Origin of the sequence: Caenimonas aquaedulcis (genome assembly GCF_015831345.1) — a bacterium.
GTDB lineage: Bacteria > Pseudomonadota > Gammaproteobacteria > Burkholderiales > Burkholderiaceae_C > Ramlibacter > Ramlibacter aquaedulcis.
Map to the genome: position 1 here is coordinate 2986039 of NZ_JADWYS010000001.1, position 13194 is coordinate 2999232.

Consider the following 13194-nt stretch of genomic DNA (forward strand, 5'->3'; position numbering starts at 1 on the left):
CTCAGGCTTCGCCGTCGGGCGCGGTCAGCACGCTCTCGTGCGTGTGGATCGCGGACAGGGGCATGCGCACGCCCGCCAGGTAGTCTTCGATGCAGGTGAGCACGAGCGGGCTGCGATGCCTGTCCACCGTGGCGCGCACTTCGTCGAGCGTCATCCAGACCGCGCGCACGATGCCGTGGTCGAGCGGCCGCTCGGGGTGGTGCGCGCCGACCTCGCCGCAGAACGCGAGCCGCAGGTAGGTCTGGTCTTCGCCGGTGGAGTTCTTTCGCGAGCGCGCGAGGTAGAGGCCGAGGAAGGCGGTGGGCGTGAAGTCGTACGCGGCTTCCTCCAGCACCTCGCGTGCGCAGCCCTGCGCCGGGGTCTCGCCCGGGTCGAGGTGGCCGGCGGGCGTGTTGAACTTCAACCCGAGCTTGGTTTCTTCTTCCACCAGCAGGAAGCGCCCGCCCTGCTCGATGACCGCGGCAACGGTGACGGTGGGCTTCCAGCGGAGGGCGGTCATGCGCGGATTATCGCCAGCGGGGCCGTATGGGACACAATGTCTGCGTTGCGGCTACCCCACACACCACGATGATCGCCCTCCGTTCGCTGCTCCTCTCGACCGCGTTGGCGCTCTCGCCGCTGGCCGCCGCGCCTGTCCTGGCCCAGGGTGCGGCGACGTCGTCGTCCGCCTCCGCCTCGGCGCCGGCGATCGTCCTGCCGACCGCGTCCAGGCCCACGCCGGCCCTGCCGCAGATCAAATCGCCCGAGAGCATCGCCAATCCCTACGGCTTGCGCGCGCTGTGGGAGCAGGGCGACTGGGTGGCCCGCGTCACGCTGCTCATCCTGGCCGTCATGTCCCTCGGCAGCTGGTACGTGCTGATCGCCAAGCTCGTCGCGCAGTCGCGCATGGGCGGGCAGGGCAAGTCCGCGAATGCGAATTTCTGGAAGGCCGACACGGTGCGGCAGGGCGCCGAGAAGCTCGAAACTGCAAGCCCCTATCGCTTCATCGCCGAAGCGGCGCTCGAAGCCACGCGCAAGCACGACGGCCTGATCGGCCAGGTGGACCTGAACACCTGGACGGCGCAGAGCATCGAGCGCGCGGTCGCCACGGTCCACAGCCGGACGCAGGAGGGCCTCGCGGTGCTGGCGACGGTGGGCTCGACGGCGCCCTTCGTGGGCCTGTTCGGCACGGTCTGGGGCATCTACAACGCGCTGGTGCGCATCGGCGCGTCGGGCCAGGCGTCCATCGACAAGGTCGCGGGGCCGGTGGGCGAGGCGCTCATCATGACGGCCATCAGCCTGGCCGTCGCGGTGCCCGCGGTGCTCGGCTACAACTGGCTCGTGCGGCGCAACAAGGTGGCGATGGACACGGTGCGGGCCTTCGGTTCGGACCTGCACACCGTGCTGCTCGCGGCGAACAACAAGAGGTCATGAGCGTCGCCGGGCCGCCCCAAGCCGCGAACGCCCCCTCGGGGGGCAGCGCAGTACACGAAGTGACAAGCGTGGGGGTTCGTTGACATGGCCATCAGGTTTGTGGGCCCGCCCGACGCCGAAGACGAGCTGATCGCGACGATCAACACCACGCCGCTCGTCGACGTGATGCTGGTGCTGCTCATCATCTTCCTCATCACCATCCCGGTGGTGAACAGCTCGATCTTCGTGAACCTGCCGCGCGAACCGGTGCAGGCGAGCGGGCAGCAGGCCGAGGATGTGATCGTCACCGTCGATGCGCAGGGCGCGATCTACTGGTTCGACACGCGGCTGCCCGCGCAGAAGGACCTGCAGGAACTGCTGGCGCGCGTCGCGGTGATGACACCCCAGCCCGAGCTGCACATCCGCGCCGACGCGCGCGCCGACTACGACTCCATCGGGCGCGTCGTCTATTCCGCGCAGCAGGCGGGCATGGCACGCATCGGCTTCCTCACCGAGCCGCCCGCGCCATGATCCCGCTGGGCAGCGATTCCGAGGCCGAGGTGATGGCCGACATCAACACCACGCCGCTGGTGGACGTGCTGCTGGTGCTGCTCGTGATGCTCATCATCACGATCCCCATCCAGCTGCATTCCGTGAACATCGAGATGCCGGGGCGCAACGCGCCGCCGCCGCTCGTGGAGCCGCAGGTCGTGCGCATCGACGTGACGCCCTCGGGGGCATTCGTGTGGAACGGGGAAGTTCTTGCGGGCCGCACGGAGCTCGAGGCACGGATGCAGTCCGCGGCGCAGCAGCAGGACCAGCCGGAGATTCACCTGCGTCCGGACCGCCTGGCGAAGTACGACACCGTCGCGATCGCGCTGGCTGCGGCGCAGCGGCTGGGGTTGAAAAAGATCGGGCTCGTCGGCTCCGAGCAGTTCGCGCCCTGAGCGACCGCTTCAGGGCTCGTATTCCGCCGCGCCCTGCACCCAGATGAACGACTGGACGTCGAACATGTCGCGCGCCTTGAAGTGCGGGCGGCGGTCCAGGTCGCGGCGGATGATCGCGGCGAAGGTCAGCAGCGACTTGTAGCCCTGCCACGAGGGCTCGGAGTGGTAGTCGAGGTCGAAGCCGTAGGCCTGCGCCGCCTTGCGCGTGACCATGGGCTTGAGGAAGAGATGCTTGTCCGGCCGCGCGAGGAAGCCGAACACGGTGACGAGCGGCCAAGTCAGCACGCGCTTGTTCTTGCGCGGCAGGTCGCCCACGGCCTGAACCCAGTCGGTGAAGCGCGTGCTCGGCGCGCCGCGTCCCCAGAGAAAAGCGTAGAGCTCGGTCGCGAAGAGGCGGGCGCCCGCGGGCGTCTTCACCGCGTCGCGCAGCGCCATCTTCTCGAAGGAGAACAGCAGGTTGGTGCGCGACTCGACGCGCACCGCGATGTCGGCGATCTCGCGGAACTCGCCGCGCGCGAGCATCTTGCGAAACGCGGCAGGTGCGAGCTCGTGCTGCCATTCGAGGTGCGCGCGCTCCTTGTAGGAACGCTCCGCGACCAGGTACGTATCGTCGAGAAAGCCTCCGGGGTAGTACAGCTCGAACTTGCGGCGGCTGCGTGCCGCGCCAAGGAAGTTGACGTTGCTGGCACGGGGGCCGGTGAGGGGGTGGGAGAGGGATGCAGCGCGGGCCATGAAGGGAAGTCTTCGGCTTGCGCCTACCTCATCCATGTGGGACAAGACGCCGCCTGCCCGTAGGACTCAGGCGGTGGGTACCAGTTTCAGCAGGGTAATTTCAGATGGTGCACCGAAACGCTTCGGCGGGCCCCAATACCCCGTCCCACGGCTGACGTAAACCAGCAGCTCATCCACGGCGTGCAGCCCGGCCGTGAAGGGCTGCTGCAGGCGCACGAGGAAGTTCCACGGCAGGAACTGGCCGCCATGCGTGTGGCCGGACAGTTGCAGGTCGAAGCCCGCGCTCGCCGCTGCCGGCGCGCTGCGCGGCTGGTGCGCCAGCAGCACCTTGAACGCGGCATCCGGGGGCGCGCCGGCCAGCGCGGCGTGGGGATCGCTGCGATGCGATTCGTCGAAGTGCCCGCCCGTGAAGTCGGTGACGCCCGCCAGCACCAGGCGCGAGCCCCCGCGCTCGATCACCACGTGCTCGTTGTGCAGGTTGCGGATGCCCAGTCGCCGAAGCTCGGCGAGCCAGGGCACGACGCCCGAGTAGTACTCGTGGTTGCCCGTCACGAAGAAGCTGCCCTCGCGCGACGCGAGCTGCGCGAGCGGCGCGACGTGGTCGGTGAGGTCGGAGACGCTGCCGTCGACGAGGTCGCCCGTGATCGCGACCAGGTCCGCCTGCAGGCCGTTGACCGCATCGACGATGCCTTGCACCTGCCGGTCGCGGATCGTCGGGCCGACATGCACGTCGCTGATCTGCACGATGCGAAACCCATGAAACGCGGCGGGCAGGTCCGCGACGGGAATCTCGACCGTTTTGACTCCTGCCGTACGCCGCGCATTGGCGAAGCCGACCGCGGTGATGAAGAGCGCGACCAGCGGCACGGCGGCCGCGGACACTTCGCCGATGCGCTCGATGGGCCAGTCGGCGCCTGCCGCACCGCCGAGGTGCAGGACGAGCAGCAGCACGTCACGCGCGACCGTCAGGACCCACAGCGACGAGAAGAATCCCATCAGCACCAGCCCCAGCCAGCCCAGGGTGCGGGCGATAGGACCATGCCTGCGCCGGCCGGCCAGCAGGCCCAGCGGCATCAGCACGGCAGAGGCCACGAGCACGAGCGAGAGCAGGGTGCTCGCGAGCGTTCCGGAGAGCGCGGGCACCAGCCGTGCCCCGACGTAGAAGTGGAACGCGGCCGACAGGCCGAAGAGAAAGGCGATGGACATCCGACCCAGATGGTGCCTGACCGGCGCAATGAAAGCGTGCTCCGACGGACGGAGGGGCGCCCCGGGCTCGCGGCAGGGCCTCCTCTTCATGTAAGCTTTGGGTCAGCAACTCATCAGACAGAACCACCGAGGAGACAGCTCCATGCACATAGGCGTTCCCGCCGAGACCACGGCGGGTGAAACCCGCGTGGCCGTCACCCCCGAGACGGCCAAGAAGTTGATCGCGCAGGGGCATACCCTGCACGTCCAGTCCGGCGCCGGCGTTTCCGCCAGCGTGACGGACGAGGCTTACCAGGCAGCCGGCGCGCAGATCACCGATGCCGCAGGCGCCTTCGGCTGCGACCTGGTGCTGAAAGTGCGCAGCCCCTTCGACAACGAAGTCGCGCGCATGAAGCCCGGCACCGTCGTGGTGGGCATGCTCAACCCCTTCGACGCCTCGGGGCTCCAGCGCCTCGCAGCGGCCAACCTCACGGGCTTCGCCCTCGAGGCGGCGCCGCGCACCACCAGGGCGCAGAGCATGGACGTGCTGTCCTCCCAGGCCAACATCGCGGGCTACAAGGCCGTGATGATCGCGGCGGACAAATACCAGCGCTTCTTCCCGATGCTCATGACCGCCGCCGGCACGGTGAAGGCCGCGCGCGTCGTGATCCTGGGCGTCGGCGTCGCGGGCCTGCAGGCCATCGCGACGGCCAAGCGCCTGGGCGCGGTGATCGAGGCGTCGGACGTGCGGCCTTCGGTCAAGGAGCAGGTCGAGTCGCTGGGCGCGAAGTTCATCGACGTGCCCTACGAGACGCAGGAAGAAAAGGAAGCCGCGGAAGGCGTGGGCGGCTATGCGCGCCCCATGCCGCAAAGCTGGCTGGACCGCCAGAAGGCGGAAGTCGCCAAGCGCGTGGCGCAGGCGGACGTCGTGATCACCACCGCGCTGATCCCGGGCCGCGCCGCGCCGGTGCTGGTGACAGAAGAGATGGTGCGCTCGATGAAGCCGGGCTCCGTGATCGTGGACCTGGCCGCGCCGCAGGGCGGCAACTGCCCGCTCACGGTGCCGGGCCAGACGGTGGTGAAACACGGCGTCACGCTGGTGGGCGAGACGAACCTCCCGGCGCTGGTCGCGGCGGATTCGTCCTCGCTCTACGCGCGCAACGTGCTGGACTTCCTGAAGCTCATCCTGCCCAAGGACGGCGGATTGAAGATCGACATGGAAGACGACATCGTGGCGGCGTGCCTCGTCGCGCGCGATGGTCAGGTCACAAGGAAATAAGTCATGGAAGTCTCACACACCATCACCAACCTGATCATCTTCGTGCTGGCCATCTACGTGGGCTACCACGTCGTCTGGACCGTCACGCCCGCGCTGCACACGCCGCTCATGGCCGTCACCAACGCGATCTCCGCGATCGTCATCGTCGGCGCGATGCTGGCCGCGGCGCAGACCGAGACCCTCGCGGGCCGCACCATGGGCGTGCTCGCCGTCGCGCTGGCGGCGGTGAACATCTTCGGCGGCTTCCTCGTCACGAGGCGCATGCTGGAGATGTTCAGGAAGAAAGAGAAGAAAGCCCCGGCGGCTGACAAGGGAGCAGCGCAATGAGCATGAATACGGTCACGCTGCTGTACCTCTTCGCCTCGGTCTGCTTCATCCAGGCCCTGAAGGGCCTGTCGCACCCGACCACCTCGATCCGCGGCAACCTGTTCGGCATGGTCGGCATGGCGATCGCCGCCTGCACCACGGCCGCGCTGATCGTGGAGAACTCCGGCGGCAGGGGCCAGGGCATGTTGTGGGTGCTGCTCGGCCTCGTGGTGGGCGGCGTCTACGGCGCCTACCGCGCCAAGACGGTCGAGATGACCAAGATGCCCGAGCTGGTCGCCTTCTTCCACAGCATGATCGGCCTGGCGGCCGTGTTCATCGCGGTGGCGGCGGTGCTGGAGCCTTCGGCGCTGCTGCAGGGCCTGCCGCGCGGCGCGGAGATCCCGACGGGCAACCGGCTGGAGCTGTTCCTCGGTGCGGCGATCGGCGCGATCACCTTCTCGGGCTCCGTCATCGCCTTCGGCAAGCTCTCGGGCACCTACAAGTTCCGCCTGTTCCAGGGCGCCCCCGTGCAGTTCGCGGGGCAGCACAAGCTGAACCTCGTGCTGGGCCTCATCACCATCGCGCTCGGCCTGGTGTTCATGTTCACGGGCAACCTGCCGGCTTTCTTCGCGATGCTGGCCCTGGCCTTCGTCATGGGCGTGCTCATCATCATCCCGATCGGCGGCGCGGACATGCCGGTGGTGGTGTCGATGCTCAATTCGTACTCGGGCTGGGCGGCGGCGGGCATCGGCTTCTCGCTGAACAACTCGATGCTGATCATCGCGGGCTCGCTCGTGGGTTCCTCGGGCGCGATCCTGAGCTACATCATGTGCAAGGCGATGAACCGCTCGTTCTTCAACGTGATCCTGGGCGGCTTCGGCGGCGAGGCAGGCCCGGCGGCCGCCGGCTCGGCGGTGCAGCGCGCGGTCAAGAGCGGCAGCGCCGACGACGCGGCCTTCGTGCTGTCCAATGCCGAAACGGTCATCATCGTGCCGGGTTACGGCCTGGCGGTGGCGCGCGCGCAGCACGCGGTGAAGGAGCTCGCGCAAAAGCTCATCGAGCACGGCGTGAACGTGAAGTACGCGATCCACCCGGTGGCCGGCCGCATGCCGGGCCACATGAACGTGCTGCTGGCCGAAGCCGAGGTGCCCTACGACCAGGTGTTCGAGATGGAAGACATCAACGGCGAATTCGGCCAGGCCGACGTCGCGATCATCCTGGGCGCCAACGACGTGGTGAACCCGGCCGCGCTGCAAAAGGGCAGCCCGATCTACGGCATGCCGATCCTGGAGGCCTACAAGGCCAAGACGGTCATCGTGAACAAGCGCTCCATGGCCGCGGGCTACGCGGGCCTGGACAACGAGTTGTTCTACATGGACAAGACCATGATGGTGTTCGGCGACGCGAAGAAGGTCGTCGAGGAGATGGGCAAGGCGATCGAGTGATGCGCTGAACCCGGCGGCGGGCAGGCGAGGCAGAACATAGAACGAGGAGACGACAGATGAGCAACATGAGCGACCGCCCCTGGTTGAGTTCCTATTCCCCCGGCGTGCCGGCCGACATCGACGCGACGCAATACCAGTCGCTCGTGCAGTTGATGGACGAGAGCTTTCGCAAGTTCGCGGACAAGCCCGCGTACAGCTTCATGGGCAAGGAGGTGAGCTACGCGCAGACCGACAAGGCCAGCGCGGCCTTCGCGGCCTACCTGCAGGGCCTCGGCCTCGCCAAGGGCGACCGCGTCGCCATCATGATGCCCAATGTGCCGCAATACCCGGTGGCGGTCGCGGCCATCCTGCGCGCGGGCTTCGTGGTGGTGAACGTAAACCCGCTGTACACGCCGCGCGAGCTCGAGCACCAGCTCAAGGACTCGGGCTCCAAGGCGATCGTGATCGTCGAGAACTTCGCGAACACGCTGGAGCAGTGCCTCGCCGCGACGCCGGTCAAGCACATCGTGCTGTGCGCCATGGGCGACATGCTCGGCACGCTCAAGGGCACGCTGGTGAACTACGTCGTGCGCAAGGTCAAGAAGATGGTGCCTGCGTACAACCTGCCCGGTGCGGTGCGCTACAACGACGCGGTGGCCCGGGGTGCGCGTTCCACCTTCAAGAAGCCCGACATCAAGTTCGACGACATCGCGGTGCTGCAGTACACCGGCGGCACGACGGGCGTGTCCAAGGGCGCGGTGCTCCTGCACCGCAACATCATCGCCAACGTGCTGCAGTCCGAGGCCTTCAACCAGCCCGTGATGGACAAGGTGCCCGCGAACGAGCAGCCCACCAGCATCTGCGCGCTGCCGCTGTATCACATCTTCGCGTTCACCGTCGGCATGATGCTCACCATGCGCACGGGCGGCAAGCTGGTGCTGATCCCCAATCCGCGCGACCTGCCCGCGGTGCTCAAGACGCTGTCGAAGGAAACCTTCCACAGCTTCCCGGCCGTGAACACCCTGTTCAATGGCCTTGCGAACCACCCCGATTTCGGCACCGTCAACTGGAAGAACCTGAAGGTGTCCGTGGGCGGCGGCATGGCGGTGCAGGGCGCGGTGGCCAAGCTGTGGCTGGAGAAGACCGGCTGCCCGATCTGCGAAGGCTACGGCTTGTCCGAGACCTCGCCGTCGGCGAGCTGCAACCCGACGACCAGCACGGAATACACCGGCACCATCGGCGTGCCGCTGCCGAGCACCTACTTCAGGCTGCTGGACGACGACGGCAAGGACGTGCCGCTCGGCCAGCCCGGCGAGATCGCGATCAAGGGCCCGCAGGTGATGGCGGGCTACTGGCAGCGCCCGGACGAAACCGCGAAGGTCATGACGCCCGACGGCTTCTTCAAGACGGGCGACATCGGCGTCGCGGACGAGCGCGGCTACTACAAGATCGTCGACCGCAAGAAGGACATGGTGCTCGTGAGCGGCTTCAACGTCTACCCGAACGAGGTGGAAGACGTGGTGGCCAAGCTCGATGGCGTGCTGGAGTGCGCGGTGGTGGGCGTGCCGGACGAGAAGACGGGCGAAGCCGTGAAGCTGGTCATCGTCAAGAAGAACCCGGCGCTCACGGAAGCGCAGGTACGCGACTACTGCCGCGCGAACCTCACCGGCTACAAGCAGCCGCGGGTCATCGAGTTCCGCACCGACCTGCCCAAGACGCCCGTCGGAAAGATCCTCCGGCGGGAATTGCGCGACAAGAAATAGCGCGGGAAGCGCGTTTCTGCGGGCACAATCTCGCCGATGTTCCGCTTCATCCTGACCCGCCTGTCGCTGATCGTCCCGACCTTCATCGGGATGACGCTGCTGGCGTTCTTCCTGATCCGGCTGGTGCCCGGGGATCCGATCGAGACGCTCGCGGGCGAGCGCGGCATCGATGCCGCGCGGCACGCGGTGCTGCTCAAGGAATACGGCCTGGACAAGCCGCTGCTGGTGCAATACGGCATCTACATCGGGCGCGTGCTGCACGGCGACCTCGGCAAGTCCATCATCACGCAGACGCCGGTGGTGCAGGAATTCCTGCAGCTCTTCCCCGCCACCATCGAACTCGCCCTGTGCGCCATAGTCTTCGCGCTGGTGCTGGGCATTCCGGCGGGGATCATCGCCGCGGTGCGGCGCAACTCGGTCTTCGACCACGGCGTGATGGCCACCTCGCTCACCGGCTATTCGATGCCGATCTTCTGGTGGGGCCTGCTGCTCATCCTGCTGTTCTCGGTGCAACTGGGCTGGACGCCGGTATCGGGGCGCATTTCGGTGCAGTACTACATCGAGCCGAGCACGGGCTTCCTGCTCATCGACGCGCTGCGCTCGGGGGAGAAGGGCGCCTTCGCCTCCGCGCTGAAGCACCTGATCCTGCCGGCCATCGTGCTCGGCACCAACCCGCTCGCGGTGGTGGCGCGCATGACGCGCTCCGCGATGCTCGAGGTGCTGGGCGAGGACTACATCCGCACCGCGCGGGCCAAGGGCCTGCCGCCGCTGCGCGTGGTTGGCGTGCACGCGCTGCGAAACGCGCTCATCCCCGTCGTGACCGTGATCGGCCTGCAGGTCGGCGTGCTGTTCACGGGCGCGATCCTCACCGAAACGATCTTTTCCTGGCCGGGTGTCGGCAAGTGGCTGATCGAGGCCATCAACCGGCGTGACTACCCGGTGCTGCAGGGCGGCATGCTGCTTCTCGGCGTGCTGGTCATGCTGGTGAACCTTCTCGTCGACGTTCTCTACGGAGTCATCAACCCGCGCATCCGGCAATCGCACTGACCATGGCTGTAGCAGTACCCAACCCTCTTTCCCCCGGCGCGGCCGCCACCCCGCCCGGGCCGCTGCGCGAATTCTGGATTTCGTTTTCCGCCAACCGCGGCGCGGTGGCCGGCATGGCGATCGTCGTCGGCCTGCTCCTCGTGGCCCTGTTCGCCCCCTGGCTCGCGCCGCACATTCCCGACCAGACGAACAGCGGCGCCTTCCTGAAGCCGCCCGCGTGGCAGTCGGGCGGCTCGTCCCAGTACCTGCTCGGCACGGATGCGATCGGCCGCGACATCCTCTCGCGCCTGATCTACGGCGCGCGCCTGTCGCTCTCCATCGGCCTGGGCGTGGTGGCGATCTCCGTGGCGCTGGGCATCGCGCTGGGCCTCATCGCGGGATTCGCGCGCGGCATCGTGGAGATCGCGATCATGCGATTGATGGACATCATCCTCACGCTGCCCAGCCTGCTGCTGGCCATCGTGATCGTCGCGATCCTCGGGCCGGGCCTGGTGAACGCGATGCTGGCCGTTGCCGTGGTTCTGCTGCCGCACTACGTTCGCCTGACGCGCGCCTCGGTGGTGACGGAAGTGGCGAAGGACTACGTGACGGCCGCGCGCATCAGCGGGGCCGGCACCCTGCGGCTGATGTTCAGCGAGGTGCTGCCCAATTGCGCCGCGCCGCTGATCGTGCAGGCGTCGCTGGGCATCTCCACCGCCATCCTCGATGCCGCCGCGCTGGGCTTCCTCGGCCTGGGCGCCCAGCCGCCGTCGCCCGAGTGGGGCACGATGCTCGCGGATGCGCGCGAGTTCGTCCTGCGCGCGTGGTGGGTGGTGACCTTTCCCGGCCTGATGATCCTGGTCGCGGTGCTGGCGTTCAACCTGATGGGCGACGGGCTGCGCGATGCGCTGGACCCGAAGTTGAAGAGATGACCAATGCAACTGCAGGACATCCGGACGCAGAAGTCGCAGAGGTTGCGCAGAATTTCGCAGAAGGAATTCAAGTATTTCTTTGGTTTTGTTCTGGGCTTCTTCTGCGTCACTTCTGCGAATTCCGCGTCCGGCCAAGTTTGAATTGATCCCACCATGCCGCTATTAGAAATCGAAGACCTCCACGTCGAATTCCCGACGCAGGGCAGTGTCATGCACGCCGTGGAAGGCGTGAGCCTCACGCTCGACGAGGGCGAGGTGCTCGGCATCGTCGGCGAATCGGGCTCGGGCAAGAGCGTCACCATGATGGCGCTCATGGGCCTCATCGCCTTCCCCGGCCGCGTGCGCGCGAAGACGCTGCGCTTCGCGGGGCATGACCTGCTGGGCATCTCGGACAAGGAGCGCCGCCGCCTCGTGGGCAAGGACATGGCGATGATCTTCCAGGAGCCCACGACCAGCCTCAACCCCTGCTTTACGATCGGCTGGCAACTGGTCGAGGCGCTGCGCCAGCATTCGCCCCTCGACAAGGCGAGCGCGAGGAAGCGCGCGATCGAACTGCTCGACCAGGTCGGCATCCCCGCCGCGCACACGCGCCTGAACGACTACCCGCACCAGATGTCCGGCGGGATGAACCAGCGCGTGATGATCGCCATGGCGATCTCCTGCAACCCGCGCCTGCTGATCGCCGACGAGCCAACCACGGCGCTCGACGTGACGATCCAGGCGCAGATCCTCGACCTGCTGCGCAACCTGCAGAAGGAGCGCGGCATGGCGCTCGTGCTGATCACGCACAACATGGGCGTGGTGAGCGAGATGGCGCGGCGCGTCGCGGTGATGTACGCCGGGCAGGTGATGGAGCAGCGGCCGGTGGGGGAGCTCTTCAACGACCCGCAGCATCCGTACACCGAGGCCTTGCTCGCCGCGCTGCCCGAGCGCGGCCCCGCGGGCCATCGCCTCGCGACGATTCCCGGCGTGGTGCCGGGCGTGTTCGACCGGCCTTCCGGCTGCCTGTTCGCGCCGCGCTGCGCCTACGCGACCCAGCATTCCATGACCGTGCGGCCGGAGCTGCGCGCGTGGCAGGGCGGGCAGGTGCGCTGCCACTATCCGCTGGGCGATCCGCAGCGCGCGGGACAGATCGAGCGCGACGGCCCCGTGCAGGTGGAGGCTGCCGCATGAGCGTCGTCGTCGAAGCGAAAGACCTGCGGCAGGTCTACAAGATCCGGCGCGGCCTCTTCAAGGAGCCCGCGAAGCTGCAGGCGGTCGGCGGCATCTCCTTCGCCATCGAGGCGGGCAAGACGCTCGCGGTGGTGGGCGAATCCGGCTGCGGCAAGTCCACGCTCGCGCGCATGGTGTCGCTGATCGAGAAGCCCGTGGGCGGCACGCTGATGCTCGACGGCGCCGACGCGGTGAACACGCCGCAGGCGGACAAGGTCCGGTTGCGCCAGGCGGTGCAGCTCGTGTTCCAGAACCCCTACGGCTCGCTCAACCCGCGCAAGAAGATCAGCGCGGTGCTCGAGGACCCGCTGTCCATCAACACGAACCTCGGCAAGGGCGAGCGCGCGGAACGCTCGCGCGCCATGCTCGCGCAGGTCGGCCTGCGCCCGGAGTACGCCAACCGCTATCCGCACATGTTCTCGGGCGGCCAGCGCCAGCGCATCGCGATCGCGCGCGCGCTCATGCTCAACCCCAAGCTGCTGGTGGCCGACGAGCCGGTGTCGGCGCTCGACGTGTCGATCCAGGCGCAGGTGCTCAACCTGCTCGCCGACCTTCAGCAGGAATTCAAGCTCGCGTACCTCTTCATTTCTCACGACCTCGCCGTGGTCCGCCACATCGCGCACGAGGTGCTGGTGATGTACCTCGGGCATGTGATGGAGCAGGGCCCCAAGCAGGACATCTTCGATCGGCCCGCGCACCCCTACACGCAGGCCCTGCTGGCATCGACGCCGGGCGTCGGCCCGCGCAGCGTCCAGAAGATCGTCCTGAAGGGCGAGCTGCCCTCGCCGCTCAACCCGCCCAGCGGCTGCGTGTTCTCCAGCCGCTGCCCGTACGCGGTGGAGCAGTGCCGGGCCGAGCGCCCCGCGCCTCGCCAGGTGGAGACCCGGATCGTCGCCTGCCATTTCGCGGAGCAGTTCCTGGCCTCGGGTTTTCCCCAGCCCGCATCTGCAGATAATGCTTCTCTCCCCGGCTGATGCCGGAACCCCTTTTCCCAGG

The 13194-nt window shown here is 67.7% G+C and carries 14 protein-coding genes; 11 read left to right on the top strand and 3 right to left on the bottom strand.

The annotated features are described in order from the left end of the window. Position 1 precedes the first annotated feature (1 nt). Positions 2-499 (bottom strand): NUDIX hydrolase, encoded by a 498-nt coding sequence (locus I5803_RS14295; RefSeq protein ID WP_196987011.1) that lies wholly within the window; start codon positions 497-499, stop codon positions 2-4. A 68-nt stretch (positions 500-567) separates the two neighbouring features. On the opposite strand from I5803_RS14295, the gene I5803_RS14300 reads away from it, so the two are divergent. From I5803_RS14300 to I5803_RS14310, 3 genes are all read left to right on the top strand, one after another. Beyond that, entirely contained in the window at positions 568-1413 is an 846-nt protein-coding gene (locus I5803_RS14300; RefSeq protein ID WP_196987012.1) for a MotA/TolQ/ExbB proton channel family protein, read from the top strand. Between the two features lie 84 nt (positions 1414-1497). Further along, positions 1498-1923 (top strand): ExbD/TolR family protein, encoded by a 426-nt coding sequence (locus tag I5803_RS14305; RefSeq protein ID WP_196987013.1) that lies wholly within the window; start codon positions 1498-1500, stop codon positions 1921-1923. Then, positions 1920-2339, top strand: a complete 420-nt coding sequence (locus tag I5803_RS14310) for an ExbD/TolR family protein (RefSeq protein WP_196987014.1) — start codon at positions 1920-1922, stop codon at positions 2337-2339. Before I5803_RS14305 ends, I5803_RS14310 begins: the two co-directional genes overlap by 4 nt. Positions 2340-2348: 9 nt before the next feature. On the opposite strand, the gene I5803_RS14315 is transcribed toward I5803_RS14310, so the two are convergent. Both I5803_RS14315 and I5803_RS14320 read right to left on the bottom strand, forming a co-directional pair. Further along, positions 2349-3071, bottom strand: coding sequence for a hypothetical protein (locus tag I5803_RS14315; protein WP_196987015.1), 723 nt, complete (start codon positions 3069-3071; stop codon positions 2349-2351). A gap of 66 nt (positions 3072-3137) precedes the next feature. Then, positions 3138-4277, bottom strand: coding sequence for a metallophosphoesterase (locus tag I5803_RS14320; RefSeq protein ID WP_196987016.1), 1140 nt, complete (start codon positions 4275-4277; stop codon positions 3138-3140). Between the two features lie 142 nt (positions 4278-4419). On the opposite strand from I5803_RS14320, the gene I5803_RS14325 reads away from it, so the two are divergent. From I5803_RS14325 to I5803_RS14360, 8 genes are all read left to right on the top strand, one after another. Beyond that, entirely contained in the window at positions 4420-5535 is a 1116-nt protein-coding gene (locus I5803_RS14325; protein ID WP_196987017.1) for a Re/Si-specific NAD(P)(+) transhydrogenase subunit alpha, read from the top strand. Between the two features lie 3 nt (positions 5536-5538). Next, a complete protein-coding gene (locus tag I5803_RS14330) occupies positions 5539-5862 on the top strand; it encodes an NAD(P) transhydrogenase subunit alpha part 2 (RefSeq protein WP_196987018.1) in 324 nt (107 codons plus the stop codon). Beyond that, positions 5859-7286: an NAD(P)(+) transhydrogenase (Re/Si-specific) subunit beta gene (locus I5803_RS14335; RefSeq protein WP_196987019.1), complete on the top strand. Its 1428-nt coding sequence runs from the start codon at positions 5859-5861 to the stop codon at positions 7284-7286. The genes I5803_RS14330 and I5803_RS14335 overlap by 4 nt, the downstream gene beginning before the upstream one ends. Before the next feature lie 65 nt (positions 7287-7351). Continuing rightward, positions 7352-9028: a long-chain-fatty-acid--CoA ligase gene (locus I5803_RS14340; protein ID WP_196988570.1), complete on the top strand. Its 1677-nt coding sequence runs from the start codon at positions 7352-7354 to the stop codon at positions 9026-9028. A 36-nt stretch (positions 9029-9064) separates the two neighbouring features. Beyond that, entirely contained in the window at positions 9065-10075 is a 1011-nt protein-coding gene (locus I5803_RS14345; protein ID WP_196987020.1) for an ABC transporter permease subunit, read from the top strand. Positions 10076-10077: 2 nt separating this feature from the next. Continuing rightward, entirely contained in the window at positions 10078-10986 is a 909-nt protein-coding gene (locus I5803_RS14350) for an ABC transporter permease subunit (protein ID WP_196987021.1), read from the top strand. 153 nt (positions 10987-11139) lie between these two features. Next, positions 11140-12159 carry an ABC transporter ATP-binding protein gene (locus tag I5803_RS14355; RefSeq protein ID WP_196987022.1) on the top strand — a complete coding sequence of 340 codons (1020 nt, stop codon included), beginning with the start codon at positions 11140-11142 and terminating at the stop codon, positions 12157-12159. Then, entirely contained in the window at positions 12156-13172 is a 1017-nt protein-coding gene (locus tag I5803_RS14360) for a dipeptide ABC transporter ATP-binding protein (RefSeq protein ID WP_196987023.1), read from the top strand. The genes I5803_RS14355 and I5803_RS14360 overlap by 4 nt, the downstream gene beginning before the upstream one ends. Positions 13173-13194 lie beyond the last annotated feature (22 nt).

Coding starts and splice junctions, on each gene's coding strand:
- I5803_RS14315 (WP_196987015.1), bottom strand. CDS start 3,071: ATGGCCCGCGCTGCATCCCTCTCCCACCCCCTCACCGGCCCCCGTGCC.
- I5803_RS14340 (WP_196988570.1), top strand. CDS start 7,352: ATGAGCGACCGCCCCTGGTTGAGTTCCTATTCCCCCGGCGTGCCGGCC.
- I5803_RS14325 (WP_196987017.1), top strand. CDS start 4,420: ATGCACATAGGCGTTCCCGCCGAGACCACGGCGGGTGAAACCCGCGTG.
- I5803_RS14350 (WP_196987021.1), top strand. CDS start 10,078: ATGGCTGTAGCAGTACCCAACCCTCTTTCCCCCGGCGCGGCCGCCACC.
- I5803_RS14355 (WP_196987022.1), top strand. CDS start 11,140: ATGCCGCTATTAGAAATCGAAGACCTCCACGTCGAATTCCCGACGCAG.
- I5803_RS14305 (WP_196987013.1), top strand. CDS start 1,498: ATGGCCATCAGGTTTGTGGGCCCGCCCGACGCCGAAGACGAGCTGATC.
- I5803_RS14335 (WP_196987019.1), top strand. CDS start 5,859: ATGAGCATGAATACGGTCACGCTGCTGTACCTCTTCGCCTCGGTCTGC.
- I5803_RS14345 (WP_196987020.1), top strand. CDS start 9,065: ATGTTCCGCTTCATCCTGACCCGCCTGTCGCTGATCGTCCCGACCTTC.
- I5803_RS14295 (WP_196987011.1), bottom strand. CDS start 499: ATGACCGCCCTCCGCTGGAAGCCCACCGTCACCGTTGCCGCGGTCATC.
- I5803_RS14320 (WP_196987016.1), bottom strand. CDS start 4,277: ATGTCCATCGCCTTTCTCTTCGGCCTGTCGGCCGCGTTCCACTTCTAC.
- I5803_RS14360 (WP_196987023.1), top strand. CDS start 12,156: ATGAGCGTCGTCGTCGAAGCGAAAGACCTGCGGCAGGTCTACAAGATC.
- I5803_RS14300 (WP_196987012.1), top strand. CDS start 568: ATGATCGCCCTCCGTTCGCTGCTCCTCTCGACCGCGTTGGCGCTCTCG.
- I5803_RS14310 (WP_196987014.1), top strand. CDS start 1,920: ATGATCCCGCTGGGCAGCGATTCCGAGGCCGAGGTGATGGCCGACATC.
- I5803_RS14330 (WP_196987018.1), top strand. CDS start 5,539: ATGGAAGTCTCACACACCATCACCAACCTGATCATCTTCGTGCTGGCC.